The organism is Streptococcus sanguinis (genome assembly GCF_050225395.1).
In the GTDB taxonomy this organism is placed as follows: Bacteria; Bacillota; Bacilli; order Lactobacillales; family Streptococcaceae; genus Streptococcus.
This window is the reverse complement of the sequence record NZ_CP071431.1, coordinates 1,991,558-2,017,999: the sequence shown is the minus strand read 5'-3', so window position 1 is coordinate 2,017,999 and position 26,442 is coordinate 1,991,558. Positions and strand designations below refer to the sequence as shown.

Below are 26,442 nucleotides of genomic sequence, written 5' to 3'. Positions count from 1 at the left end.
TAGAGTAAAGTTGCTTGAAGCGTTTTCATTCACAAGTGGAAATGTTTTCAATAACTGAAAAATTATTTTATTGAAGGGGAGTTATTATTATGACTCAAGGAAAAATTACTGCATCTGCAGCAATGCTCAACGTATTGAAGACATGGGGCGTAGACACCATCTACGGTATCCCATCAGGAACACTCAGCTCACTCATGGATGCTTTGGCTGAAGACAAAGATATCCGCTTCTTGCAAGTTCGCCACGAAGAAACTGGTGCTCTTGCAGCGGTGATGCAAGCTAAATTCGGCGGCTCAATCGGGGTTGCAGTTGGTTCAGGTGGCCCAGGTGCGACTCACTTGATTAACGGTGTTTACGATGCAGCTATGGATAACACTCCATTCCTTGCTATTCTTGGATCACGTCCAGTCAACGAACTCAACATGGATGCCTTCCAAGAATTGAACCAAAACCCAATGTACAACGGTATCGCTGTCTACAACAAACGTGTCGCTTACGCTGAGCAATTGCCAAAAGTAATTGACGAAGCTTGCCGTGCTGCTGTTTCTAAAAAAGGTCCTGCCGTTGTTGAAATTCCAGTAAACTTCGGTTTCCAAGAAATCGACGAAAACTCATACTACGGATCAGGTTCTTACGAGCGTTCATTCATTGCTCCTGCCTTGAACGAAACTGAAATTGACAAAGCAGTTGAAATCTTGAACAAGGCTGAGCGCCCTGTTATCTACGCTGGATTTGGTGGTGTTAAAGCTGGTGAAGTGATTACTGAATTGTCACGTAAAATCAAAGCACCAATCATCACAACTGGTAAAAACTTTGAAGCTTTCGAATGGAACTATGAAGGTTTGACAGGTTCTGCTTACCGTGTTGGTTGGAAACCAGCCAACGAAGTAGTCTTTGAAGCAGACACCGTTCTTTTCCTTGGGTCAAACTTCCCATTTGCTGAAGTGTACGAAGCCTTCAAGAACACTGAAAAATTCATCCAAGTGGATATTGACCCTTACAAACTTGGTAAACGCCATGCCCTTGACGCTTCTATCCTTGGTGATGCAGGTCAAGCAGCTAAAGCGATTCTTGACAAAGTAAACCCAGTTGAATCTACTCCATGGTGGCGTGCAAACGTTAAGAACAACCAAAACTGGCGTGATTACATGAACAAACTCGAAGGTAAAACTGAGGGTGAGTTGCAGTTGTACCAAGTTTACAATGCAGTTAACAAATACGCTGACCAAGACGCTATCTACTCAATTGACGTAGGTAACACAACTCAAACATCTACTCGTCACCTTCACATGACACCTAAGAACATGTGGCGTACATCTCCACTCTTTGCGACAATGGGGATCGCCCTTCCTGGTGGTATCGCTGCTAAGAAAGACAATCCAGATCGCCAAGTATGGAACATCATGGGTGATGGTGCATTCAACATGTGCTATCCAGACGTGATCACAAACGTTCAATACGACCTTCCAGTTATCAACCTTGTCTTCTCAAATGCTGAGTATGCCTTCATCAAGAACAAATACGAAGACACAAACAAACACTTGTTTGGTGTAGACTTCACAAACGCTGACTACGCTAAAATTGCTGAAGCTCAAGGTGCCGTTGGATTTACAGTTGACCGTATCGAAGATATCGATGCAGTCGTTGCAGAAGCTGTTAAATTGAATAAAGAATGTAAAACTGTTGTTATCGATGCTCGCATCACTCAACACCGTCCGCTTCCAGTAGAAGTACTTGAACTAGATCCAAAACTTCACTCAGAAGAAGCAATCAAAGCCTTCAAGGAAAAATACGAAGCAGAAGAACTCGTACCATTCCGCCTCTTCTTGGAAGAAGAAGGATTGCAATCACGTGCAATTAAATAATTCCTCTCGTCGAAAATCAAATGTAAATTTTGTAGACTTTGTTCTTTGATTTTCTTAGAGCAGAACTTGAAAAGATCGGAGCAATCTGGTCTTTTTATGGAGAATAGTCAATGAATTTAAATCAATTAGATATTATTGTTTCAGATGTTCCCCAAGTCTGTGCTGACTTGGAGCGTATTTTTGATAAAAAAGCCGATTATGTTGACGACAGTTTTGCTCAGTTCACGATTGGCAGTCACTGCCTCATGTTGTCACAAAATCATTTGATTCCTTTGGAAAGTTTTCAGTCAGGCATCATTCTTCACATCGAGATTGAGGATGTAGAGCAGAACTACAAACGGTTGAAAGAGCTTGGTGCCGAGATTTTACACGGCCCAGCTGTAACTGATTGGGGTACGGAATCGCTACTAGTTAAAGGACCTGCTGGTCTAGTGATTGATTTTTATCGAATGAAATAGGACGATTAGTCATTTGAAGTTGACCTTAATCATTCTTAAAACAGAATGTGAGAATATGAACAATTGAAAGATCGGAGAAACCCGGTCTTTTTTAGGTAAACCTAATAGTGACTTCTGAGCTTGACTATCGTGAGGTAACGGATTAAAACAGTCTCGTGATAGACCCGTTTTAAGTATGACGTTGGACATAAGAATCGTCAGAGGAAGGAATAGCGAGATTGTGTCTCTACGAACAGAAATGTGATAGTAAGGCATGTATAGTAGTAGATAAGGAGATTTGAAATTAGTTTGTACTTGATTGAAAATTATTAAAATGTAGAACTTTTCTAATTTTCTGACTTTTGTTTGAATTATCATTTTAATAGGTATATAATGTATGTAAAGAAATCAAAGAATAAAGAGGTGGTAATATGAAATTATCACGATATGTCTTAAGGTATGATACTGAAGATGGTAGTGTATATTTTAATACCAAAAATAATCATTCATTTTTGATTACTAATGAATTGAAGAAGAATATACAAGAAAATAAAACAACGGAAAGTGAATATATTGCCTATTTGGAAGAGAATAAATATTTACTTGAAGAAAATGAGGTAAACAAATATTTAAAACAGATAGAAGATAGGAATAATGAGATACTAGAGTTTACAATTCTTACTCATGGAGATTGTAATTTTCGATGTAAGTATTGTTATGAACACTTTAAAAATATTGGAATGTCTATTGAAACAGAAAATGCTATTTTAAAATTTGCTGAAGAAAAATTGAGTAATTCTCAATATCATTTCCTAAGGATAGCATGGTTTGGTGGAGAACCTCTGTTAGGCTATAAAACAATTCAACGGCTTTCACTAGAATTTTTGAAAATTTGCGAGCGATTTGGAATAACGTATTCAGCAAGTATTACTACTAATGGATTTTTGTTAACATCTTCCAAATTTGAAAAATTAGTAAGAGAGTATGATGTTACTAATTTTCAGATTACTATTGATGGTGATGGAGAGAGTCATGATTCTCAACGTGTGTTAAAAAATCAAAAAGGTTCCTATGCGCGAATTTTAAACAATCTTCATAAAATGAAGGATAGTGATTTAGATTTTATTTGTACTTTAAGATTCAATATATCGAAAGAAAATTATGACCATATGGAGTCATTTCTATTAAATGATGGCCGTTACTTTAAGAATGATGATAGATTTTTTCTTCTATATCATAATATTGGTAACTGGGGACAAGGAGATCGTTCTAAAGACGACTGTGTTACAGTATTTAAAAATGATATGAGTTTTGGTATTTCTAAGAAAGCAGTTGATTTGGGATACCATCTATCTTTGCCAAGCATTGTGGTTCACAATTCCTTTTCTTGTTATGCCAATCGTTTAAACCACTATATGTTTAATGTTAGAGGTATTGTACAAGCATGTACAGTTGCTTTGTACGATAATCAAAATGTTTTTGGAAATATCAATACTGGATTTATTAACAAAGATAAAATGAAAGGATGGTTTCTATCTGTTAGAGAAGATTGTAAAACATGTCCCTTTGTTTTGGTTTGTAAATCAGGCTTTTGTCCAATGGCCAAGCATATTACGAAATTAAGCTCTTCTGTGATTTGTAAGAATATGCAAGAGAAAATTCGTAAAAATCTAGCACTTTATGCTATTTCCGGATGCTATGAAGATATTTTAGATGTGGACTAGAGAGGGGTAAGCAAAAATGTCTATCAAGAAAAACAAAAAGGTTGTAAAAAAACCTGAAGTTGTAAGCAATAATTGTAATATTTGTTAAGTTTATATAATAAAAATGGAGAGGAGTGCTAGCCTCTCTCTTTTTCTAGGAGGGCATTATGAATAAAATATTTCACTATCTGGATAAGAAAACGAAGTTTTATACTATCATCGGTGCACTGGCAAATGGAGGTTTAGCTCTTGCTCAACCCTTAGTCGTATCACAAGCCTTGTCCTTAAATCAAGGAGAACTGACTTATTCTAAAATCATACAGTTTGCTATTTTTGGCTTTACAGTATACTTCGTCTTGTATAGCTTAATGCTCTTTTGTAATCATACACATAATGTTTTTCGACGTGAAATTCAAATGAATATGAGGGCAGATTTATTTGACAAGCTGATGACAAATAAAGATTTTAACGAAGATGAAAAAATCACCATGCTCACACAAGATATGGAGTATTTGGGGGATAATTACTTAGAAAAATACGTCAATATCATTTGCTGGAGCTTTGTAGCAATACTAACAGCGATTTATATTATTTCGCAAAATTTGTTACTAGGTAGTATTTTTGTCTTTTTCACTATTTTACGTCCTATTCCTCAGTTCTTGATGAGTAAAAGACTCAAACATACTGGTGATGACATGGCTCAAGGCAGAGTAGAAGTGCATAATCAAGTATCTGATAGTATCCGAGGAGCACATACTCTACTCATGAACCAAGCAATTTCTGAAAATCAGAACAGATTTTGGAAGATTAATCGACATTATCAACTAGCCATTCAAAAATTTTGCTTTACCCATAATATAATTTTCTTTTGCAACGGTTTCATGGTCTTTTTAAGCCAAGTTTTACCACTTGTTTTAGGTTTTTACTTTGCTATGGCTGGGCAGAAAGTGTCAGTGGCAAGTCTTGTTGCCATGTACATCGCAGCAGGTCAGCTAGTGAGCCCTATTCAGACTATTATGTATGATGCTGTAGATATACAAGGGGCAAAAACGACAGCAGATAAGATTTTTGGAGTATTAGAAATTGGAGATGTAAAACAGATAGATAAAAAAGATGCGCAAGAATTGAATGCTCTACACATTAAAAATTTAAGTAAATCCTATGGTGACAGACAACTTTTTACTCATCTAAATTTGGATGTTCAAGCAGGTCAGAAAGTTTTAATCAAAGGACCGAGTGGTTGTGGTAAGTCAACCTTGTTTCGACTCATTACTGGAGAAGAAATAGCAGATGAGGGAGAAATTATCGGCGTTACAACTGTTAATGAATGTACATCAAGTTTTGTATCCAGTATAGGAATTATTAGTCAACATCCATTTCTCTTTAATGATACAGTGCGTTATAATTTGACCTTAGGACAAGAATTTTCTGAGGAAGAGTTGCTTGCTGTTTTGAAACAAGTCAAACTAGATTTTGAATTGACGGGTGGGATGGATTTTATTATCAAAAATAACGGGGAGAATATTTCTGGGGGACAAAGAGTAAGGATTGAATTGGCACGTTTTCTTCTTCGTAGAAAAAATCTGTTATTGGCTGATGAAGTGACCGCAACCCTAGATAAAGAAAACGCCCTCATGGTACATGAACTACTATTTTCTCTTCCTGTTATGATGTTAGAAATTGCCCATCATATTGATGATGAAAGTAGATATCAACAAGTTGTAGATTTAGGAAAATATTGAATCTGGCTTAAAAGTCAGTTTTATCAGAAAATAAAGTAAATATTTCAGCAATAAAACACCCAGTATCAAGATTTTTCAATGCATAGTAATATGCGTTTTTCTGATTATATACTTTTTCTAACCTCACTCTTCTTTCTTATCACAAGATTGTGATAGTTTACAACTTTATAACAAAAGTTTTAAAGACTTGATTGTTTTGAAAGAAGATTATAAAATAAGATTCAGCAAAAATGAAAGAGACTATAAAAATGTCTGAAAAACAAATGAAAATTCTGGGTTGGGTAGCGACCTTCATGTCTGTTATGATGTATGTGTCTTACTTCCCACAAATCATGAACAATCTAGCTGGCCAAAAGGGGAATTTCATCCAGCCCTTGGTTGCAGCAATCAACTGCAGTCTCTGGGTCTATTATGGACTTTTCAAAAAAGAAAGAGATATTCCACTTGCAGCAGCCAATGCACCTGGGATTGTTTTTGGCTTAGTAACGGCTATCACAGCTTTGATTTAAAAGAAACAGGAGGAGACTGGTTTTCAGTCTTCTTTTTTTGTTTCAGAGGAGACTATTGCTTTTTTTGAGAGGATAATTTTTTTAAAAAGGATCTGATCAACTTAAATAGTAGAATAGTATCAGTGTATCACAGTATTTTATAAGAAAAGGTTTACAGAATGACCTATAATATAAGTAAATAAACAAGCAATTAGAAAGCGAGTAGACATATGACTGAAAAACTGACTTTTCCGGATGGTTTTTTGTGGGGCGGAGCGACAGCTGCCAACCAGTGCGAAGGCGCTTATGATGCGGATGGTCGCGGGCTAGCCAATGTAGATGTGGTGCCGATTGGTGAGGATCGTCTGGCCATCATCACGGGTAAGAAAAAGATGTTTGACTTTGAGGAAGGCTATTTCTACCCAGCCAAGGAAGCCATTGATATGTACCACCGTTTCAAGGAGGACATTGCCCTCTTTGGCGAGATGGGTTTTAAGACCTATCGTCTGTCCATTGCTTGGAGTCGGATTTTCCCTAAGGGGGATGAGCTGGAGCCCAATGAAGCTGGCCTGAAATTTTACGAAGACCTCTTTAAGGAATGCCATAAGTACGGCATTGAGCCCTTGGTGACCATTACTCACTTTGACTGTCCCATGCACTTGATCGAGCAATATGGTGGTTGGCGGAATCGTCGCATGCTGGAATTTTACGAGCGTCTCTGCCGCACTCTCTTTACCCGCTACAAGGGCTTGGTCAAGTACTGGCTGACCTTCAATGAAATTAATATGATCCTCCATGCACCATTTATGGGGGCGGGGCTTTGCTTTGAAGAAGGCGAAAATGAGGAGCAGGTCAAATACCAAGCAGCCCATCATGAGCTGGTCGCGTCAGCCATTGCTACCAAGCTGGCTCATGAGATTGATCCGGAAAATAAGGTCGGTTGTATGCTGGCAGCGGGTCAAAATTATCCTAATACCTGTCATCCACGTGATGTATGGGCTGGTATGGAGGAAGACAGGAAAAACTATTTCTTCATTGATGTGCAGGCGCGTGGCGAATATCCCAATTATGCCAAGAAAGCTTGGGAGCGCGAGGGCATCACTGTCGAAATGACAGAAGAAGACCTGCAACTACTCAAGGAGCATACGGTGGACTTCATTTCCTTCTCATACTACTCTAGCCGGGTGTCTTCGGGAGATCCTAAGGTCAATGAGCTAACGGAGGGCAATATCTTTGCTTCACTGAAGAACCCTTATTTGGAAGCTTCTGAGTGGGGCTGGCAGATCGATCCACTGGGCTTGCGCATTACGCTAAATACCATCTGGGATCGCTATCAAAAGCCCATGTTTATCGTGGAGAATGGTCTGGGTGCAGTGGATAGTCCGGATGAAAATGGCTATGTGGCTGATGATTACAGGATTGACTACTTGGCGGCCCATGTCAAGGCCATGCGGGAAGCCATCAATGAGGACGGCGTGGTGCTGTGGGGCTACACGACCTGGGGCTGTATCGACCTGGTATCAGCCGGTACTGGCGAGATGAAGAAGCGCTATGGATTTATCTATGTGGACCGGGATAATGAAGGCAAGGGAACACTCAAACGTTCCAAGAAGAAATCCTTTGACTGGTATAAGGAAGTCATCGCAACTAACGGAGCATCTGTGAAATAGAAAAAAGGCTGAGATATGAATGTCTCAGCTTTTTTCCTTAGCCCTCAAGGACGAAAGTAATACTTCTAAAAACGATTTTGCAAAAAATTTTAAACATTCTGAGTCTCCTTTTTATAGCACATACATTTCTTATTTCTTTCTATTTTAAAGTTCGATTCTCAAATATCCTTCAAGTAATTCTAAAATATTTCTAAAGTTTTTCGAATAGTCCATCTTTTATTGACTTAGCCTCTTATCCTTGCTACACTAGTGATAGGAAATTTCTGGAGGCGAGTGTTTATGGCTCATATTTTACTCATCGAAGACAACAGTGATATTCATGAAATTCTAAAAGATCTTTTTCAGAAGGAACACACAGTTTATTCCGCCTATTCGGGGACGGAGGGCATCTCGCTGTTTGAGCGGGAGGAGATTGATTTGGTCCTTTTGGATATCATGCTGCCGGGGAAGAATGGCGATGAAGTGTTGAGGGAAATTCGCAGTAGCAATGCTACGGTGCCTGTGGTCATGCTGACGGCCCTTGGTGAGAAAGCGCTGGTTAGCCAGTACCTGCTGAATGGTGCTAATGATTATATCGTCAAACCTTTCAATCTGGATGAGGTTTTTGCCCGTATTACCGTGCAGCTGCGCAGCCAGCAGGCTTTGACTGGCGAGGAAGAAGGCCAGTCCTTTAAAAATATCCGGCTGCTCAAGACTACCTTTGAGGCGGTCTGTGGAGAGAAAAGCGTCCGTCTGAGCAAGAAAGAATATCATATCCTCCAGCTCTTACTCCGTCATCCCAAGAAGATCTACACCAAGGAAGAGCTCTTTGAGCAGGTCTGGGAAGAGAGCTATCTGCCTGGGGATAATACCCTGAATACCCACCTCAGCAATCTACGTAAGAAACTGGCTCAGTTGGACCCAACAGAGGAATACATAGAGACTGTTTGGGGACTGGGTGTCCGGCTCAAGGAGGACTGATATGTTGGTGTTAGTCATTTTATTTGCCCTTATCAGTCTGTTTCTGGCCATTGGTTTCATACGCTATCATCTGGCGGTCAAGGATGTGGCTCAGCAGATTCGTCTGAAGCGGCAGACAGGGAGCCAGAATCGTCTGGCTCCTGCTGCCCATGCCCCCAGTATTTTGGAATTGACAGAGGAAGCAGAGCTGCTCTTTAGGGAGCTAGATAAGACGACCTTTGTTGTCCAGCAGGAAAAGAAGACGCTGGATATGGCTATCAGTAATATCGCCCATGATATCCGCACCCCTCTGACCATTGCCAGCGGCTATACCCAGCAGCTGCTGAAGGATGATAGTCAGGAAAGTCAGCAGCTAGTCAAAATTGCAGATAGTCTGGGAATGGTATCCAAACGGCTGGAAGCCTTGATGGAGTACCGCCGGCTGATGGAGGGAGCCATTCGGGCCAATGTCCAGCCGACAGATATATCTCAGCTGGTAACCCAGCAGCTTTTTACTTATTATGATGCCTTCCAGAAAGCCCAGATTGACCTGCAGGTAGAGCTGGCTGAAGGTCTAGAGCTAGAGACAGACCCAGAAATTCTAGAGCGCATTGTTCAGAATATGATAAGCAATGTCCTCAAGCACGGTCGTAAGGCTGCCAGCATTTCTCTGAAAAAAGAGGGCGAGCATTGTATCTTTACCGTCAAAAATATCGTCCAGCAGCCTATCCAATATCTAGATAAGCTGACCAATCGCTTTTACTCAGAAAATCTATCCAGCAGTGAGGAGTCTTCTGGTCTGGGGCTCTACATCACCCAGCAGTTAGTCGAAATCCTAGGCGGGGACTTGACAATGAAAGCAGAGGACGACTGGTTTGAACTGGTTGTGACTTTGTAAAAAAGACTTAAAAAAGCAAAATAAGGAAGGCTCAGCTCTATCAGCTAGCCTCAAAATCCGCTCATAAACCTCAGTTAATTTTCGAATTGGCTGAGGTTTATTTTTAGATTAAGTCGAAGAAAGTCATGATAAAGATGCCTTTTTGTTTTGTGATTTGAAAAGCAAGTCATATCAACGAGGTCATTTTACCGGTCAAAGTGAAAAATCAGCCAACTACTCTAAACCCTTGATATAACTGACTTGCAACTGACAGTTGACAAAGATTCCAAGTTCAATCACTCAAAAAGCAACTAGATTTTTTCTTTATTCCAATTCCAGTCGCTAGAAAGGCAACTGGCTTTTTTGTTAATCTGAAAGCAGAAGCCGAGTTTTTGATTTCGGAATGAACGAGTCGCTGTCTTTGAAGATTTGGATCAAAAACTTGAGTTTAATTATATTATAAGGAGGTATTCTCATGAATACAGAAACAACTATCAAACCACAACTAAAACTAATTTTGCCGTTCCTAGCTTGGAACTTCGTCTGGACATGGGGATTCTGGCTGCTGGACATTATCCTCAAAAACCTTTGGCCAGACAGTCCACCTACAGCCTATCTAGCTCTTGAAGCTATTCTAAATGGTATTGCTATGTTTGGGCCTATGCTGGCCAGCCTAATCGTACTGAAAAAGAAAGGCTTCAAGGCCATTTGCTCCTATCTCTTTTCAGGCAAGAAAGAGACCTGGCTCTACTTGCTAATCTATGGTGGCGGTCTGACCACCTTCTATGCCCTAGCTTCTGGTGGCAAGCTGGTAGACGGCGCTTTAGTAAGATTTCCTTGGTTTTTTATCTATTGTATTGTCCTATCGGGCGGGATTGAAGAATTTGGCTGGCGCGGTTTCCTACAGCCAGCCTTAGAGAAAAAGTTTTCTTTCTTTGTCTCTACCTTGATGACCGGTATTATTTGGGCCATCTGGCATATCCCTCTCTGGTTTTACGATCGCTTTTATGATCGAAGCCAGGATCTGTTCTCAGTTTTTATCATTTTCAGTATCCTTCTATCTTTTTGGCTTGCAGCTCTGTATAAGAAGACCCAGTCTGTCCTTGCTTGTAACATCTTTCATGCACTCTCCAACACCCTCATCCCGACTTTTGTTGGAATAGCTCAAGCTAACAATTTAGATTTCTCTCAAGTTAATCCCTTCTTTTACTTTGGAGGTGTGCTTCTCCTGACACTTTATAGTATCTATCTCTGGTATCGGACGGATAGGGAGGAAAAAGCTCTTCCATCTAAAGAAGAAGTCTAGCATTTTATGAAGAGATGACAATCAGACTTTGCAGTCTCTCCGCCTTGTGCTATAATAAGTTTAAATGAAAGAAAGTATAAAAAATAAGAAAGAATAGGTAAAACAATCCATGAATCTATCAGACAGAATCCAGTACCTGCGGAAAGCGCGGGGCATTTCGCAGGAGGGTCTAGCCGACCAACTCGGTGTGTCCAGACAGGCCGTTTCCAAGTGGGAGAGCGAGCAGAGTATGCCTGATTTGGATAAGATCATTTCCATGAGTGACTATTTTGCGGTGACCACAGACTATCTGCTCAAGGGAATTGAGCCTGTAGTCCAGAAAGAGGAAGAGCAGTCAATCAAGTACAGGAGAATAGCCAGCAATATTTGCTATTAGCTCTCTCTTGGCTTTATCGGTCTGGGCATCATCCTCTCCATTATCCTAGCTGATTTTCTCAAGATTAGTGTCTTGCTAACGCCGGTGCTGATTGTTCAGGGAGTAGGGCTGCTGGTGTGGGGAACAGGCCGCAATCTATCCGATGTAAGACCTTCTTTTCAGGTTAAGCTAGCCTTGATTTTATTCTTGCTCTTTGTTCCCCTCGGATTTCTATCTAATGTTCTTTTTCCTCTGGGCAAGATCTTTCCATATCCGACCAGTTTGGCAGCTAGTCTTACCTTTGTCACTTTCTACCTTATCCTAGGAGTCTGCATCAGTCTGTTCTTGAAAAAGCAAGATTGGAAGCAGTGAAAGAAAGCCGATAAAGAGGGCTAGACCAGAAAGGGTGAAATCCGCTCATAATCCAATCAAAATCCGCTCAAAAAAACTCAGCTAATTTAGTGATTAGCTGAGTTTTTATTTTACAAATCTCTCTTTTTCAGTGTAGCCAGTCCTGCTAAGCTAAAGACCGTGATCAGACTGAGAGCAAAGATAGCTGTTTTGGTGATGACACCTGGTATTGAAGCGTCTCCGTAGACGAACTCCATCTTGATAGCCTTGAACCATTCATTATTGGCATCAACCATTTGACTAGGGAGGCCGAGTAAGATGTAGGTCATGATATAGGTGATAAAGACGACACTATAGTTTCGAGTCAAGTAGAGGACAAAGCTGGTAATGCAGTACCAAGCATAGGTACAGATGACCTGCATGACAAAGAGTATTGCGAATTGTCCCCAGAAATTAGCTGGCAGGGTTCCCATATTACCACCGGTTCGGACAAATTCGATGACAATACCAAAAATGTAGAGTAGTATGAACTGTATCGGAAGTAAGCTACCGATAGTCAGTGATTTAGAGAAGTAATACTGGGTCCGAGTCTTGCCTGTAGTCAGGTTATTGTGATAAAGTTTGTCATTGAGATCAACACCGAGAAGCAAGCTAGTCATGACATTGCAGGCAATAAAGAGCATGCCGCTGTTGTAGGAGACGACATCTATGGCAAAAAAGATACCGTTGTCGGAACTGACAACTTTGGAAGTGAAAATGCCGAGGAGAATTCCAAAGATGCAGAAAGCCTGCACTCCCCAGAATCCTACGGAGCGGAAGAGACGGTAGTAATCCGCCTTGATACTATTAAACATGAGTGTTTCCTCCTTGTTGGTTGATTAAGGCTGTAAAGTATTTTTCTAAGTCTTTGTGGGCGTAGTAGATTTCCCCGATTGGGATGTCGGCTAGGACTAGTTCCTTGGCAATCTTGCGAATTTCTTGTACCTTACCGGAAATATGCAGCTCATCTTCCTTGTTGGTCGGTCTGAGCTGGTAGCCTAGCTTGTCTTGCACTAAATGAGCAGCTTGCTTGATATTATCCGTTTTTAGGATGATATAGTCGCCGCTTTCTCGGTCAAATTCTTCCTTAGACAGCTCCTTGATGAAATGCCCTTGATTGATAAAACCAAAGCGAGTTGCTACTAGATAAAGCTCGGACAGGATATGGCTGGAAATGATGATGGTGATGCCTAATTCTTGATTGAGGCGCTTGACCATTTCTCTAAATTCCTGAATCCCAACTGGGTCTAAACCATTGATGGGCTCGTCCAAGATGAGCAAGTCGGGACGCCCCAAAATGGCAATGGCAATGCCCAACCGCTGTTTCATCCCTAGAGAGAAATTGCGGAATTTCTTCTTTCCAGTATCGGTCAGGCCGACATATTGCAGGGTTTCTTTGATGACTTTGTCAGCATTTGGAATGCCCCGATCGGTACAGTAGTAGCGCAGATTTTCATAAGCCGACATATGGGCATGAGCTACAGGGGTCTCGATAACAGATCCAGTATGGCTGAGGGCTTTTGTCCATTCTTGTTGGTTCTGAGAGCCCAGAACAGACACGGACCCTCCGCTAGGATAGATGACTTGCGTGATGATTTTGATCAGTGTGGTCTTACCAGCACCGTTTTTTCCGATGAGACCGTAAATCTCTCCTTTCTTGATGGAAAGACTGACATCTTTCAGAGCATACTGATCACCGTATTTTTTAGTGAGTCCTTTCACTTCTAAAACATTTTGCATGATGTTTCTCCTTTAATTACTTTGTTTATACTTTTAGTATACAAACTAAATTTCAAATATTTCTCAAGAAATTCTAAAATATTTCTAAAGAAATTTAAAATTGAAAAGATTAAAATGAGCCAGTCGAGAGCCAGCTCATTTTCAACTATAAATCCTTTTTGTGGAAAGTATAAAGACTTGCTGCGGTGAAGACTGTTCCTAAAAACAGGGCGATTAGAACAATTCTCAAGGTTACACCGTTGCTTTGGAGCGTCTCAAAATCAAAGCTCATGGTGAAATGCTGCAGCCATAAAGATTTGGGATAAAATTGAGCAAGAGCTCCGGTTAAGGATGCGCAGAAAAGGTAACCTCCCAGGGCAGCAATCATAGATTTACTCAGATAAAGAATAAAGGAAATAATGGCTGTCCAAGCAATGACAGTCAGACACTGCACAAAGAATAGAAGAATAAACTGAAGCAGGAAGGTAGCGGATAAATCACCGATACCATTTAGAATGGCTGCTAGGATAAAGTTGATGCTATAATAGAGAGCCAACTGCAGGAACGTTACGCAGACCATGACTAGGGCTTTAGAGACGAAAAAGCTGGTACGAGAAACGCCGCTGGTTAAAGTATTCTTGTAAAGCTGCTTGTTCAGATCTGTCCCGATGACGACCATAGAGAGGATAATGATGATAAATGTATTATTACCGATAGCGTTGGACACCGCTTGTATAAGCTGGACGGCATTTAATTTGCCAAAGACTGCGCTCAAGGTCGTCAGTAGAAAGATGAATTCGGTAATCCAAACAGCCTTGGAACGAAAGAAACGGTAAAAATCTGCTTGAAAAGTATGTAACATGGTTTTTTCTCCTTACTGGACTAAATCTGTAAAGTATTTTTCTAAATCTTTGTGAGCTGCATAGATACCATTGACATGAATGTTGGATAGGACCAACTCCCTGTTGATGTCATTTAGTTCCTGCTCTTGGGCGACAATGTGCAGTTCGTCAGATTTATCAGCGTCCTTGAGCTGATAGTGGAGCTTGCCTTGGATGAGATTGGCAGCCTGTTCTTTATAGCTAGTCTTGAGGACGATATAATCTTCGCTGGCTCGGTCAAAGTCATCCTTGGTGAATTCTGCAACAAGCCGTCCTTGGTCAATCACTCCAAACTTGGTGGCTACCAGATAAAGCTCAGACAAGATGTGGCTGGAAATGATAAAAGTGATTCCCAATTCTTGATTGAGTCGCTGAATCATCAGTCGAAATTCCTTGATGCCAAGAGGATCGAGGCCATTTATGGGCTCATCTAAAATCATGAGTTCAGGCTTGCTTATAAGTGCAATAGCGATTCCCAAGCGCTGCTTCATTCCTAGCGAAAAGTTGCGGAATTTCTTTTTACCAGTATTGCTCAATCCGACATAGGCCAGGGTTTCCTTGATGAGCTGGTCGGGCTGGGCAATCTGGTGAACCTTGCAGTAGTAGTTGAGGTTTTGATAAGCAGTCATCTGATTGTAAGCGACTGGTGTTTCGATGACAGTACCTATCTTGCGCAGGGCTTCATTCCATTCCTTAGAGTTCTGCGAACCAAAGACAGAAACGGTTCCGCTGTTGGCATGAATGAGCCGGCTAATGGTCTTGAGAAGAGTGGTTTTGCCAGCTCCGTTCTTGCCGATTAAACCGTAAATTTCGCCCTTCTGGATCGAAAAACTCACATGATCAAGGGCATATTGCTGGCCATATTGTTTGGTAACTTGCTTTACTTCTAAAACAGTTTGCATGGTATATTCTCGCTTTCTTAGGTTTGATTTTAGTATACAAGCTAGATTTCAAATATTTCTCAAGAAATTCTAAAATATTTCTAAAGAAATGCAGAACCAATCCAAAAGCAATAAAAAAGCAGCCAAAGGGCTGACTGCTTAGATTTATAAGTCCCTGTGCTGAAAGGCTTGGTAACCACCTAAGAGAGAAGCAGCTAGGATAAGGAATAAGAATAGTTCAGAATTTATCTGAGGGAAAACGATGACGAGGCTAGACTGAAGCATAATCAGGGCGAAAAAGACGAGATAGCTGGCTAGGGTGGAGCGGGTTAGGTAGAGGAGACAGGTAATTACAGAACTGCAGGTCATAATAAAGAGAAAGGAGCGAAAGAAAGACAAGGAAAAGCTCCAGAAAAAGTTCTTTGGCATAGTCCCAAGTCCGTGGAAGAGGCTCCCAAAGATAAAGGCTACAGCAAAGGCTGCCGCCATTTGCAAGATGATAATTGTGATAAGAACAGCTATTTTGGATAGGTAAAATTCTTTCCGAGAAATCCCGCCAGCTAATATATTGTTGTATAGTTTTCTAGTCAGGTCACGACCTAACAGAGAGATGATGAGCACAAGGACAGTAATCATGACAAAGGGCAGGAAGTCTTTAGCAAGCTGCCCGAGAGCTTCAAATCCTGTCCAACCTTGGATGACTATTTCTTCTGGATCAGAAGACGTAGAGATATAAAAATTAAAGTTTCGTTCACCAAGAGAGCTGATGGAAATGAGAAAAAAGAGCAGCCCTTCTATTAGCCAAAAAGGTTTGGAGCGGACAAGCTGGTAGAGCTCCGCCTGGATAGTATGTAACATGAAATCTCCTCTGAATATTTAAGATTGTTCCTGCTTTTTATAAATCTTTCTTTTTGAAAACTATCAGCCCGCCACCCAGAAAGAGCAGGGTGACCGTTACCACTGTCAGGATAGCCTTGATAACAGCCCCGCCATCTGCTGCCATATTTGTGTTAAAACGCAGAGTCAGATAGATCAGCCATTCATTGTCCGGGTAAAAGATGAGGGGAATAGTCAGTAAGGTACCGCCAAGGAAATAGGTCAGAAAGATAGATACGATGGAGTGGCTGGCATAGAGTACAAAAGAAATGATGGCAATCCATGTAACCGTGCTGAGAAATTGAATGAAGAGAGCAGCTCCCAGCTGAGGCAAAAAAGAGCTGGGGGCACTTCCAATTCCGTTGGACAGACTAGCGGTCACAAAGGAGATAGATAAAATCATCAGGAAGTGAAAGGCTGCGATACTAACGCAGACAAAGAATTTAGAAAAATAATAGCTGAGCTTAGAGATGCCATAGCTCAGACAGTTTTTATAAAGTTTCCGAGATAGGTCCACTCCAAGGACCATACCGATACCAATGATGGTGAAAAAGAGCATACTGTCTGTATTTCCTGCAAAATAGTCCAGAGCTTGAAGGCCGGTTAGTTTTCCTAGAGCTTGAGTAGCAGCCTCATTTCTGGAGATATTTGCTCCAAAATGAATATTTGCTTGGAAGAAGGTTGCTGAGAAAATCACACAGACTAATAAAAACTCAGTAATCCAAAAGCCTTTTGAACGCATGAGCCGGTAAAAATCGGCTCTAATGAAATCCATCATGATAAGCCTCCCTTTGTCATTTGACCAAGTCTGTAAAGAAGTTTTCTAGGTTTTGTCGTGCATAGTAAATCTCCTGCACCGGTATATCTGCGACCGCAAGTTCCTTGACAATCTTGCTAATCTCATGCGAATGGGTAAAGATATGAATCTCGTCAGAAGCATTGACCACCTTGATACGATGCATGAGCTGGTCGTGAATCAGCCGGCTGGCTTCTTCTAACTGCGATGTTTTAAGCACGATATAGTCTTCGCTCTGTTCTTCAAACTCCGCCTTGGAAATCTCGCGGATCAGTCGTCCCTCCTCGATAATGCCGAACCGGGTCCCCACCAAGTAGAGTTCAGACAGGATATGGCTGGAGATGATAAAGGTCATGCCCAATTCCTCGTTGAGCCGCTGCACCAGCTGGCGGAATTCCTTGATGCCGACTGGATCCAGTCCGTTGATAGGCTCATCCAGTATCATCAGGTCAGGTCTGGTAAGAAGCGCAATAGCCAGACCCAGCCGCTGTTTCATCCCGAGAGAGAAGTCGCGGAATTTCTTCTTTCCGGTATCCGTCAAGTCCACGTATTCTAAGGTTTCACGGATGACCTTATCTGCATGGGGAATATGGCGGAGCTTGCAGTAGTAGCTGAGATTTTCATAGGCTGTCAGGTGGTTGTGAGCAACCGGAGTTTCGATAACCGATCCGACCCGTTTGAGGCTCTGCGTCCATTCTTGATAGTTCTGAGAGCCAAAGAGGGAGACATTGCCACTGCTTGCTTCCAAGAGCTGGGTAATGACCTTAATCAGAGTGGTCTTACCGGCCCCGTTCTTGCCAATTAAACCGTAAATATCTCCTTTTTTTATCGTCAGATTCACATCGGTCAGAGCGTACTGTCGGCCGAATTTCTTGCTGACTTGCTGTAAAACCAAAACATTTTCCATGATTGAGTCTCCTTTTCATGATACTAGGAGAGAAAACTCCTCTTCTTATTAACTAGTATAGCACCAAACTTTCAAATATTTATAAAGAATTTCTCAAATATTTCTAAAGTTTTTGGTTGGTCTTATAAAAGGGTGAACTCATGTAGGAACTTCTCTATTATTTGAGCAAATGTTTCTGGCGCTTGGCTATTCAGAGTATGGCCGCCCTTTTCTATAATGCAAAGCTGAGAATCTTTCAGCAGCTTGTTAAGCTCATAGGCAGCTTTTAGATTAGGCTTGTCTTTGCTGCCGCAAACCAGCAGGCTGGGAAGCTTGATTTTCTTTACTTTATCAGTGAGATTTACCTTACGCAGTTCGGTCAAAATCCGCAGCATCTGGACCTTATCGGCTCCTTGCTTGGTGAAGACGCTTTTGGGCATCAGTTTAAAGACGAGAATCTGCAGTCTGTAGAGAAAATTATCTGCTAAATTGTATTGAGTTCCGGATAAAATCAAGCCCTTTAGATGAGGAAGGGCTTGGTCAGCCAGGTCCAGTGCCAGCAGGCCACCGAGTGACAAACCGACTAAGATAAAAGGCTGTTCTTCAGCTTGAAGGTGCTGGAGGGTTGCTTGTCGAATGTCTTGGTAACTTTCATTGCCCTTCGGAAAGAGAGCCAGCGACTCCGTTGGGACATTGGCTAGGGCTTCTTGGACTTTCTTCCAAGAATGTGCATCTTGCCCTAGTCCGTGCAGAAAGATAACTTTCATGTCAGAGCTTTCCTTTATCAATCTCCAGCTCGTACAATCCCCTGACTGCGTTGCAGGCGTAGATTTTCTCTGCTTGAGCCAGGTCAGCCAGTGTTAAAATTTTCTCAGTAGCTCGACCCTTATCCAGTAGCTGCTGGATATAGATGCCCTTGAGCAGGCCCAATTCAGCTGGAGGCGTGTAGAGCTTGCCGTCTAGCTCCAGCAGCAGATTGCCGATAGAAGTTTCCAGTAGTTGGCCTTGGGCATTGTAGTAAATCTGTTCTTGCTGCTCCAAGGTCAGATGTGGCCGATGACTGGTTTTGAAATAGGTGAAAGGCTGGGCTAGATTGGCTGTCTGCTCGAGCAGTTTTGCCTTTCTGAAAGTATCCGTCAGTGGCAGTAGAGGAGTCGTTTCTAGCTCAATACTGCCGTCTTTTTTTAGAGCTATACGCAGCCTGTAATCCTGCCCTTTATCTAGTTGAGCGCAGGTTTCTTCTAGTTCTTGCTCTAGTTTGTCTTGGTCAAAAGGATAGGCGAAGTAGCCGGCTGCTTCTGTCAGTCTTTGCAGGTGTTGGTCTTGCAAGGTCAGCTTTCCATTCGTTACTTTTCCTGTAGAAATCAGGTCGAATCGCGGATTTTTTCGATAGAGGACGGCAGATTTTTGCTGGGTTTCGATGTATTCAGATTTCCACGTGCTGTCCCAAGTGATGCCGCCGCCAACGCCGTAGATAGCTTTTTCCCGCTCTAGCTGAATGGTGCGGATGGCGACATTGAAAATCCGTCTCTGGTCTGGCAGGCAGATGCCGACTGTACCGCAGTAGACCCCGCGGGCGGCTTTTTCTGTTGCCTTGATGATCGCCATGGTCGAAATCTTAGGCGCGCCTGTGATGGATCCGCAAGGAAAGAGCGCCTTGAAAAGCTCTGCCAGTCCGATTCCCTCATGCAGAAGGCTTTTAATGGTAGAGGTCATCTGCCAGACTGTAGAGTATTGCTCGACACTGCAGAGCCGCTCAACTCGCTCACTGCCCGTCTGAGAAATACGGTTCATGTCATTCCGCAGCAGATCGACAATCATCATATTTTCTGCTCGGTTTTTGGCATCTTGGGCCAGCCATGCGGCCTGCTCTCTATCCTGCTCTAAGGTCAGTCCCCGATTGGTAGTTCCTTTCATCGGACGAGTTGTCAGTTGACCTCGGTGCTCCTCGAAAAAGAGCTCAGGGCTGATGGACAAGATGGCGGTCTCATCATGCTCTACATAGGCATTGTAGGCCGCATTTTGCTCAACGACCAGCCTATTGTAAATAGCCAAGCTATCCTCAGGATTGAGCTCCGCGCACAGCTGCATCGTGAAGTTGACCTGATAGGTATCGCCCTGGCGGATATGGTGATGAATAGTCTCGATAGCCTTCTGGTACTCTTGCTCAGAAGTCAGCCCCTGCCAAGCCGCTGGCATTTCCACTTCCTCATAGGTCAAGGGAATGGAAGCCTCCTCAGCCTTATCGTGAATAGTAAAGTAGAGGAGATATTCCTTCTGGAGCGGAGCCGAATGAACTTGGAATTTTTCCTCGAAGGCTGGCGCTGCTTCATAGCTGACATAGCCGACAGCATAGTATCCTTTCTCCTGCCAGCCCTCAATCTCTGTCAAAAGTTCCTCCACTTGGTCAAGACGGCGAGTCTTTAGCTCCTTGATGGGATTCGTAAAAATCAGGCGTTGGCCCAACTGCTTAAAATCAATAATCGTTTTCTTGTGCATAAAGTTATTTTATCATAAGATAATTTGAATGAAAACGGATTTATCGGATGAAACAGCCATTCTTTGATAACGGTTGACAGATTAGAAAGTGGCTAGGTATACTATGTTAAAAAAAGAAAGAATGAGATTTATATGAAGTCGAATAAATTGTTATTGGTAAATGGAGTTGTGAGTATCTTAGGAGGTCTTCTAATCCTTTACGCTTCTTCTAAGCGATGGCACTGGAAAATAGTTGCTTTAGTTCCCAAACTGGTTGAAAACTCTGGTTGGGGCGGTCTGATAGTATTAATCAGCTTGTTGTTTTTGGGACTTTCTATTGTTGGAATGGCTCATTATAGCGAAAATTCAAGAGTCAATAAGATGAGCCATAAGCTTCTCTTCTTTGCTTTCCTTGCAGGAGTTATTCCATTTTTGGGAGAGGCGGCTGGTCTTCTGGCTATCATATCAGGAAGTCTCTATCTTCAAGATTTGCAAAATTTTAAGAGCAATGACAAAGCTGACTAAAGACCGCTTTCTCCTGCTCGAAAGCCCTCGAAAATTATGATAAAATAAGGAAATGACAAAACATTAAAAGGAAGCTTTATGAAAAAAATAAATGAATCTTATAAACTAATCGTCTTTGCGGCGCTCGCTCTGGCTCTGGTTCTCTATATCGGAAACATCTGGTCTGGCCTGCAGAGTCTGACTTCGGTTTTTTCGCCTATTATACTGGGTGGAGTCCTAGCCTTTATCTTCAATGTTCCGATGAAAAAACTGGAAGAATTCTTGGACAAATGCCGAGTCCCTCAGAAGTTGCAGCGCGGTTTGGCCTTAATTTTAGAGGTGCTGATTTTAGCTCTCATTATGACAGGGATTGTCTCTATCGTCGTACCGACTCTGACCACAGCGGTCAATCAGCTGAGCGCAACAATCGGCAAGGTAGCGCCTCAGGTAGCCAAGTGGCTGCAACAGTCTGGCTTGCTTTCCTCTAGCCAGCTGAAAGATTTGACCAAGCAGCTGCAAAACAGTGACATTGTCAACCGAGCCATCTCTCTTCTGGGCAGTCTGACGGGCAATATCTCTGCTATCTTTGGCAATTTCTTCTCTGTCATCATGTCTATTTTTCTCATGTTTGCCTTCTTGAGCAGCAAGGAGCATTTGCAGACAATCACTAGCCGTCTCTTGCAGGTCCTGCTTCCTGAGAAGGCTGTGAAACGCCTATCCTATGTCGGTTCTGTCATTGTTGAGACCTATGATAAGTTTCTGATGGGGCAGATGATAGAGGCCGTCATTGTTGGGATTTTAGTCTTTATCGCCTACTCTCTGACAGGCCTGCCTTATGCAGCCTTGACAGGAGTTCTGGCTGGAGTGCTCTCTTTCATTCCCTACATCGGGCCTTTCTCAGCTTGTGCTCTAGGTGCTATCTTTATCTTCACCGACAGCCCTTGGAAAGCCCTTCTTTCAATCGCAGTTTTTCAGGTGGTTCAGCTGATTGAGGGCAATGTTATCTATCCGCGCGTGGTAGGCCAGTCCGTCGGTCTCCCAACTCTCTTTACCCTAGCCGCCGCCCTGATTGGAGGTAATCTCTTTGGTTTGGTCGGCATGATTTTCTTCACGCCGATCTTCGCAGTTATCTATCGCTTGGTTAGAGAGTTTGTTGTGGAGAAGGAGGAGAAAAAAGCACTAGTAAAAGAATGAAAAGAAACCAGCGAAAATAAAAATCGCTGGTTTTTTTCAAGTTCCAAGGTCATAACTTCTACCTATAGCAAACAATAATTTCAGTCAATAGTGTTGTTAAAATAGGGATTTTGGATTGGTTGATGAGGGTGGTTATAGTTTTAGGCTATATCAAACTCTGGGAAATTCCAATTATACAGAGGGGGGATTTTCTGATAAGATAAAATCAAGAAAAATTTTGGAGGACGTTTATGTCAACGACTATCATTGGTTTCCCACGTTTGGGTGAATTCCGCGAATTGAAATTTACAACTGAAAAATACTTTAGACATGAAATCTCAGCAGAAGAGCTTCTGGCTGCGGCCAAAGAGCTGCGTGCTAAGCACTGGAATATTGTTAAGGGAAAAGGAATTTCAGAGATTCCGTCAAATGACTTTTCTCACTATGACAATGTGTTGGATGCGGCCTTTCTCTTTAACGTGGTGCCATCATCTGTGCAAGGCTTGGAGTTGACTGACTTGGAGCGTTATTTTGCCCTGGCTCGTGGTTATCAGGGCGAAAAAGGGGATGTCCGCGCTCTTCCGATGAAGAAATGGTTCAACACCAACTACCACTATATCGTTCCTAAATTTGAAAAAGAAACCCAAGTCAAGCTGGCTGGGCATAAGATTTTTGATGAATTTGCAGAAGCTAAAGAGTTGGGCTTGGTAACCCGTCCAGTTGTGGTTGGCCCATTCACCCTCCTGCAAGTATCTGACTTTGAAGACGGTGTAGCGCCGGCTGACTTTGTAGATGCCCTGGTTGCAGCTTATCAAGAAGTTTTTGCCAAATTAGCAGAGCTAGGTGCAGAGCGTATCCAGCTGGATGAGCCAAGTCTGGTCAAAGACCTGTCAGCAGAAGAAAAAGCTCTCTTCTTGGACCTTTATAAGAAGCTTTTGGCAGACAAGAAAGGCTTGGAAGTCTTGATTCAAACCTACTTTGGTGACGTTCGTGACATCTATGCAGACCTGGTACAGTTGCCAGTAGATGCGATTGGTCTGGACTTTGTCGAAGGTAAGAAAACTCTTGACCTTGTCAAAGGTGGTTTCCCAGCTGATAAGACACTTTATGCAGGGATTGTCAATGGTAAAAACATCTGGCGCAACAACTACGAAAAGAGCTTGGCGGTGCTTGAGCAAATCCCAGCTGAAAATCTTGTTTTGACAAGCTCATGCTCACTTCTCCATGTGCCATTTACAACGGCTAACGAAGAATTTGAACCAGCAATCTTGAACCACTTTGCCTTTGCGGTAGAAAAATTGGATGAAATCCGTGACTTGGATGCTATCCGTAATGGCGGTGGCGCAGAAGCACTTGCTGCTAACAAAGCTCTCTTTGCAGCAGAGCGTGTTGGGCAAAATGCAGAGCTGGCTGCTCGGATCGCTGGCTTGACAGATGCAGACTACACTCGCCTGCCGGTCTTTGCAGAGCGTGAAGAAATCCAGCACAAGGCGCTCAATCTGCCACCATTGCCAACTACGACAATTGGTTCCTTCCCTCAAACCAAGGAAGTCCGTGCCAAACGCTTGGCCTTCCGCAAGGGCGAGCTGTCAGCAGAAGACTATGACAAGTTCTTGGCTGAGCAAATCGATGATTGGATCAAGTGGCAGGAAGAAGTCGGCTTTGACGTGCTGGTGCACGGTGAGTTCGAGCGTAATGACATGGTTGAGTACTTCGGTCAAAACCTGTCAGGTTACCTCTTCTCTAAGAATGGTTGGGTACAATCATACGGTATGCGTGGGGTGAAACCACCAATCATCTGGGGTGATGTGACTCGTCTTAACCCAATCACTGTTAAATGGTCTAGCTATGCACAAAGCCGTACAGACAAACCTGTTAAGGGCATGCTGACTGGACCTGTAACCATCCTCAACTGGTCATTCCCACGTGAAGACATCTCTATCAAGGATTCTACCCTTCAAATCGCCCTGGCAATCAAGGACGAAGTGCTTGACCTTGAAGCTGCAGGTGTTAAGATTATCCAAATCGACGAGGCTGCTCTTCGTGAGAAATTGCCACTCCGTCGTAGCGACTGGTACGAAGACTACCTTGATTGGGCAATTCCAGCCTTCCGTCTAGTACACTCAACAGTAGCGCCAGATACGCAAATCCACACTCACATGTGTTACTCAGAATTTACCGATATCATCCCAGCTATCGACAACATGGATGCGGATGTGATTTCCTTTGAAGCAAGCCGCTCTAACTTGGAAATCCTGGATGAGCTTAAGGCTAAGAACTTCCAAACAGAAGTGGGGCCTGGAGTTTACGATATCCACTCACCGCGCGTGCCAAATGAAGGGGAAATTGACCATACAATCGAAGCTATCTTGGCTAAGGTGCCAAGCAGCAAGGTCTGGATCAACCCTGACTGTGGTCTTAAAACTCGTGGTATCCCAGAAACTAAGGCTAGCTTGGAGCGCTTAGTAGAAGCAGCTAAAGCAGCTAGACAACATTTGCAATAATCCTCCTGGAACCTCAAAAGTTGATCTTGATGGAGGATACCCCAAAAATTGAAGCAGAGCTGACAATCCTGCAGGAGCTGTTCTTCTAGGATTGTCCTCAGCTATCACTACCATCATTGAAAGGAACTTTTTGTTATATGGTTCGTCGTCATACACCTAGTCTCTCGTTTGAAGTATTTCCTCCCAATCCGGCAGTAGGCAATGATAAGATTTTTCAGGCATTGAGAGAGATGCAAGATTTGGCTCCACACTTTATCAGTGTGACAGCCAGCAATAATAAGTTTGACATTGAGGAGACGACGGTTCGTTTGACTGAGTTCATCGCCAATGATCTCAAGATTCCGACCATTGCTCACTTACCAGCGGTCTATCTGACCAAGGACATGGTGTCTAATATCTTGCAGTCTTTGGATCGGGTTGGTGTCCATCAGATTCTGGCTTTGCGAGGGGATATTTTTCCAGATGCAGCGCCTAAGGATGATTTTACCTATGCGACTGACTTGATCGAGTACATCAAGACAGAAGCGCCGCACTTTAACATCATCGGAGCCTGCTATCCAGAGGGGCATCCAGATTCGCCAAATCAGATTTCAGATATTCAAAATCTCAAGAAAAAGGTGGATGCTGGCTGTTCTAGTCTAGTGACCCAGCTTTTCTTTGACAATGAGCGCTTTTATGATTTTCAGGATAAGTGTATTTTAGCCGGTATTGAAGTGCCAATCCATGCTGGGATTATGCCGATTCTCAATCGTAATCAGGCTCTGCGCCTGCTCAAGACATGCGAAAATATTAAGCTGCCGAGAAAATTCCGGGCTATTCTGGATAAGTACGAACATGACCCAGAGTCCCTGAGAGCAGCTGGTCTGGCTTATGCCGTGGATCAAATTGTTGACTTGGTGACTCAGGATGTGGCGGGCATACACCTTTACACTATGAATAACGCTGCAACAGCCTACCATATCTATAAGGCTACCCATGCTCTCTTTAATCATCACCCATCTGTCCAATCTTTTTAAGATGAATGAAGAAACCACTAATCAGATTCAGTTGCTGTTTAGTGGTTTTTGTTTTATAATTAGGATAAAAGTTTTATCTAAATCTAAGGAGGAGCTGATGGAACATTCGCTGACCTTGGTTAAGTCTATGCAGTTTGGCCAAGAAGATTGTTTTTTTGCCTTCTGTGGTTATTCAAAAACGGAAGCCAATCATAGCTTTGGGCCGGCTATTCGGGATGTTTATGTTGTTCATATTGTATTGGCGGGACGAGGGACTTACTCCGTTGGCAATCAACGTTATGATTTGCAGGAAGGGCAGGGCTTTGTGGTGCCGCCAGGTCAATCGGTCTTTTATCAGGCTGACAGGGAAGAGCCTTGGTCTTATGTCTGGATGGGACTGGGTGGGCGTCTCTTGCCTCGCTATCTGCAGGATCTGAGCTTACAGTCGGGCCAATGGTCTTTTGAGCTGACTTCTTTGCAGGAATTTAAGGCCTTGGTCTTTGAAAGTTTGGCCTATGAGGGCAGTGGAATAACAGCTGAACTAGCCCTGCAAAGGCAAGTTTATCGCTTCTTGGAGCTCTTGTCCCAGCGTCTCAAGCAGACCTCTTTAATCACGGAAAGCCGTCGGGTCAATCCTTATGTCCAGCAGGTATTGGAACTGCTGAGTAGCCATCTGCCAGAAAGTTTATCTGTGCAGGAGTTGGCGCAGAAATTGGCGCTGCACCCTTCCTACCTATCTCGGCTTTTCAAGGATGAAGTAGGCAAGGGAATTAAGGAGTACAGTAATGATTTGCGGCTCAATTTGGCCGCTGATCTGCTGACGAGCAGTCAGCTTTCGGTGGAAGAGATTGCCAGTAAGACAGGTTTTGCCGGAACACAGAGCTTTTCAAAAGCCTTCAAGAAGGCGCGTGGTCAGTCACCCTTAAATTTTCGCAAGGCTAGCTCTCATCTGGGGCAGGAGCTGTAAAAAGTCACAT

The 26,442-nt window shown here is 42.7% G+C and carries 23 protein-coding genes and 1 pseudogene; 15 read left to right on the top strand and 9 right to left on the bottom strand.

Annotated elements, in window-relative coordinates; genetic code table 11:
• The first annotated feature begins 89 nt into the window (after positions 1-89).
• From spxB to J1C81_RS09750, 10 genes and pseudogenes are all read left to right on the top strand, one after another.
• Complete coding sequence (gene spxB / locus J1C81_RS09795) at positions 90-1,865, top strand: pyruvate oxidase (protein ID WP_002915987.1); 1,776 nt, start codon at positions 90-92, stop codon at positions 1,863-1,865.
• A 110-nt stretch (positions 1,866-1,975) separates the two neighbouring features.
• On the top strand, positions 1,976-2,323 hold the full coding sequence (locus J1C81_RS09790) for a VOC family protein (protein WP_002915984.1): 348 nt from the start codon (positions 1,976-1,978) through the stop codon (positions 2,321-2,323).
• Between the two features lie 410 nt (positions 2,324-2,733).
• Positions 2,734-4,026 (top strand): radical SAM protein, encoded by a 1,293-nt coding sequence (locus tag J1C81_RS09785; RefSeq protein ID WP_002915982.1) that lies wholly within the window; start codon positions 2,734-2,736, stop codon positions 4,024-4,026.
• A gap of 146 nt (positions 4,027-4,172) precedes the next feature.
• The gene (locus J1C81_RS09780; RefSeq protein ID WP_002915980.1) at positions 4,173-5,747 is read left to right on the top strand and encodes an ATP-binding cassette domain-containing protein; all 1,575 of its coding nucleotides are present in this window, start codon (positions 4,173-4,175) and stop codon (positions 5,745-5,747) included.
• A 248-nt stretch (positions 5,748-5,995) separates the two neighbouring features.
• The gene (locus tag J1C81_RS09775) at positions 5,996-6,256 is read left to right on the top strand and encodes a SemiSWEET family transporter (protein ID WP_001291473.1); all 261 of its coding nucleotides are present in this window, start codon (positions 5,996-5,998) and stop codon (positions 6,254-6,256) included.
• A 209-nt stretch (positions 6,257-6,465) separates the two neighbouring features.
• Positions 6,466-7,905 carry a 6-phospho-beta-glucosidase gene (locus J1C81_RS09770; protein ID WP_002915972.1) on the top strand — a complete coding sequence of 480 codons (1,440 nt, stop codon included), beginning with the start codon at positions 6,466-6,468 and terminating at the stop codon, positions 7,903-7,905.
• A 279-nt stretch (positions 7,906-8,184) separates the two neighbouring features.
• Positions 8,185-8,865 carry a response regulator transcription factor gene (locus J1C81_RS09765; RefSeq protein ID WP_002914384.1) on the top strand — a complete coding sequence of 227 codons (681 nt, stop codon included), beginning with the start codon at positions 8,185-8,187 and terminating at the stop codon, positions 8,863-8,865.
• Position 8,866: 1 nt separating this feature from the next.
• Positions 8,867-9,742, top strand: a complete 876-nt coding sequence (locus J1C81_RS09760) for a sensor histidine kinase (protein WP_002915970.1) — start codon at positions 8,867-8,869, stop codon at positions 9,740-9,742.
• 454 nt (positions 9,743-10,196) lie between these two features.
• Entirely contained in the window at positions 10,197-11,027 is an 831-nt protein-coding gene (locus J1C81_RS09755; protein WP_002915969.1) for a CPBP family intramembrane glutamic endopeptidase, read from the top strand.
• A 109-nt stretch (positions 11,028-11,136) separates the two neighbouring features.
• A pseudogene (locus tag J1C81_RS09750) lies at positions 11,137-11,754 on the top strand (helix-turn-helix domain-containing protein).
• Positions 11,755-11,864: 110 nt separating this feature from the next.
• Here the strand turns inward: J1C81_RS09750 and J1C81_RS09745 are convergent.
• The 9 genes from J1C81_RS09745 to pabB form a co-directional block, all read right to left on the bottom strand.
• Positions 11,865-12,587: a lantibiotic ABC transporter permease gene (locus J1C81_RS09745; RefSeq protein WP_002915965.1), complete on the bottom strand. Its 723-nt coding sequence runs from the start codon at positions 12,585-12,587 to the stop codon at positions 11,865-11,867.
• Positions 12,580-13,512, bottom strand: a complete 933-nt coding sequence (locus tag J1C81_RS09740; protein WP_002915964.1) for an ABC transporter ATP-binding protein — start codon at positions 13,510-13,512, stop codon at positions 12,580-12,582. Before J1C81_RS09740 ends, J1C81_RS09745 begins: the two co-directional genes overlap by 8 nt.
• Before the next feature lie 145 nt (positions 13,513-13,657).
• Positions 13,658-14,353, bottom strand: a complete 696-nt coding sequence (locus tag J1C81_RS09735; RefSeq protein ID WP_002915963.1) for a lantibiotic ABC transporter permease — start codon at positions 14,351-14,353, stop codon at positions 13,658-13,660.
• 12 nt (positions 14,354-14,365) lie between these two features.
• The gene (locus tag J1C81_RS09730) at positions 14,366-15,274 is read right to left on the bottom strand and encodes an ABC transporter ATP-binding protein (protein ID WP_002915962.1); all 909 of its coding nucleotides are present in this window, start codon (positions 15,272-15,274) and stop codon (positions 14,366-14,368) included.
• Between the two features lie 144 nt (positions 15,275-15,418).
• Positions 15,419-16,111 (bottom strand): ABC transporter permease, encoded by a 693-nt coding sequence (locus tag J1C81_RS09725; RefSeq protein ID WP_002915961.1) that lies wholly within the window; start codon positions 16,109-16,111, stop codon positions 15,419-15,421.
• A gap of 37 nt (positions 16,112-16,148) precedes the next feature.
• Positions 16,149-16,907 carry an ABC transporter permease gene (locus J1C81_RS09720; RefSeq protein WP_002915960.1) on the bottom strand — a complete coding sequence of 253 codons (759 nt, stop codon included), beginning with the start codon at positions 16,905-16,907 and terminating at the stop codon, positions 16,149-16,151.
• Positions 16,908-16,923: 16 nt separating this feature from the next.
• Positions 16,924-17,832: an ATP-binding cassette domain-containing protein gene (locus J1C81_RS09715; protein WP_002915959.1), complete on the bottom strand. Its 909-nt coding sequence runs from the start codon at positions 17,830-17,832 to the stop codon at positions 16,924-16,926.
• A gap of 122 nt (positions 17,833-17,954) precedes the next feature.
• A complete protein-coding gene (locus J1C81_RS09710; protein ID WP_002915957.1) occupies positions 17,955-18,578 on the bottom strand; it encodes an alpha/beta fold hydrolase in 624 nt (207 codons plus the stop codon).
• Between the two features lies 1 nt (position 18,579).
• Complete coding sequence (gene pabB / locus J1C81_RS09705; protein ID WP_002915955.1) at positions 18,580-20,310, bottom strand: aminodeoxychorismate synthase component I; 1,731 nt, start codon at positions 20,308-20,310, stop codon at positions 18,580-18,582.
• A gap of 132 nt (positions 20,311-20,442) precedes the next feature.
• On the opposite strand from pabB, the gene J1C81_RS09700 reads away from it, so the two are divergent.
• The 5 genes from J1C81_RS09700 (at position 20,443) to J1C81_RS09680 (ending at position 26,432) form a co-directional block, all read left to right on the top strand.
• The gene (locus J1C81_RS09700; RefSeq protein WP_002915954.1) at positions 20,443-20,814 is read left to right on the top strand and encodes a hypothetical protein; all 372 of its coding nucleotides are present in this window, start codon (positions 20,443-20,445) and stop codon (positions 20,812-20,814) included.
• A gap of 78 nt (positions 20,815-20,892) precedes the next feature.
• Positions 20,893-21,987: an AI-2E family transporter gene (locus tag J1C81_RS09695; RefSeq protein WP_002915953.1), complete on the top strand. Its 1,095-nt coding sequence runs from the start codon at positions 20,893-20,895 to the stop codon at positions 21,985-21,987.
• Between the two features lie 230 nt (positions 21,988-22,217).
• The gene (gene metE / locus J1C81_RS09690) at positions 22,218-24,470 is read left to right on the top strand and encodes a 5-methyltetrahydropteroyltriglutamate--homocysteine S-methyltransferase (protein ID WP_002915952.1); all 2,253 of its coding nucleotides are present in this window, start codon (positions 22,218-22,220) and stop codon (positions 24,468-24,470) included.
• 137 nt (positions 24,471-24,607) lie between these two features.
• The gene (gene metF, locus J1C81_RS09685; RefSeq protein ID WP_002915951.1) at positions 24,608-25,486 is read left to right on the top strand and encodes a methylenetetrahydrofolate reductase [NAD(P)H]; all 879 of its coding nucleotides are present in this window, start codon (positions 24,608-24,610) and stop codon (positions 25,484-25,486) included.
• A gap of 1 nt (position 25,487) precedes the next feature.
• Positions 25,488-26,432 carry an AraC family transcriptional regulator gene (locus J1C81_RS09680; RefSeq protein WP_002915950.1) on the top strand — a complete coding sequence of 315 codons (945 nt, stop codon included), beginning with the start codon at positions 25,488-25,490 and terminating at the stop codon, positions 26,430-26,432.
• Positions 26,433-26,442 lie beyond the last annotated feature (10 nt).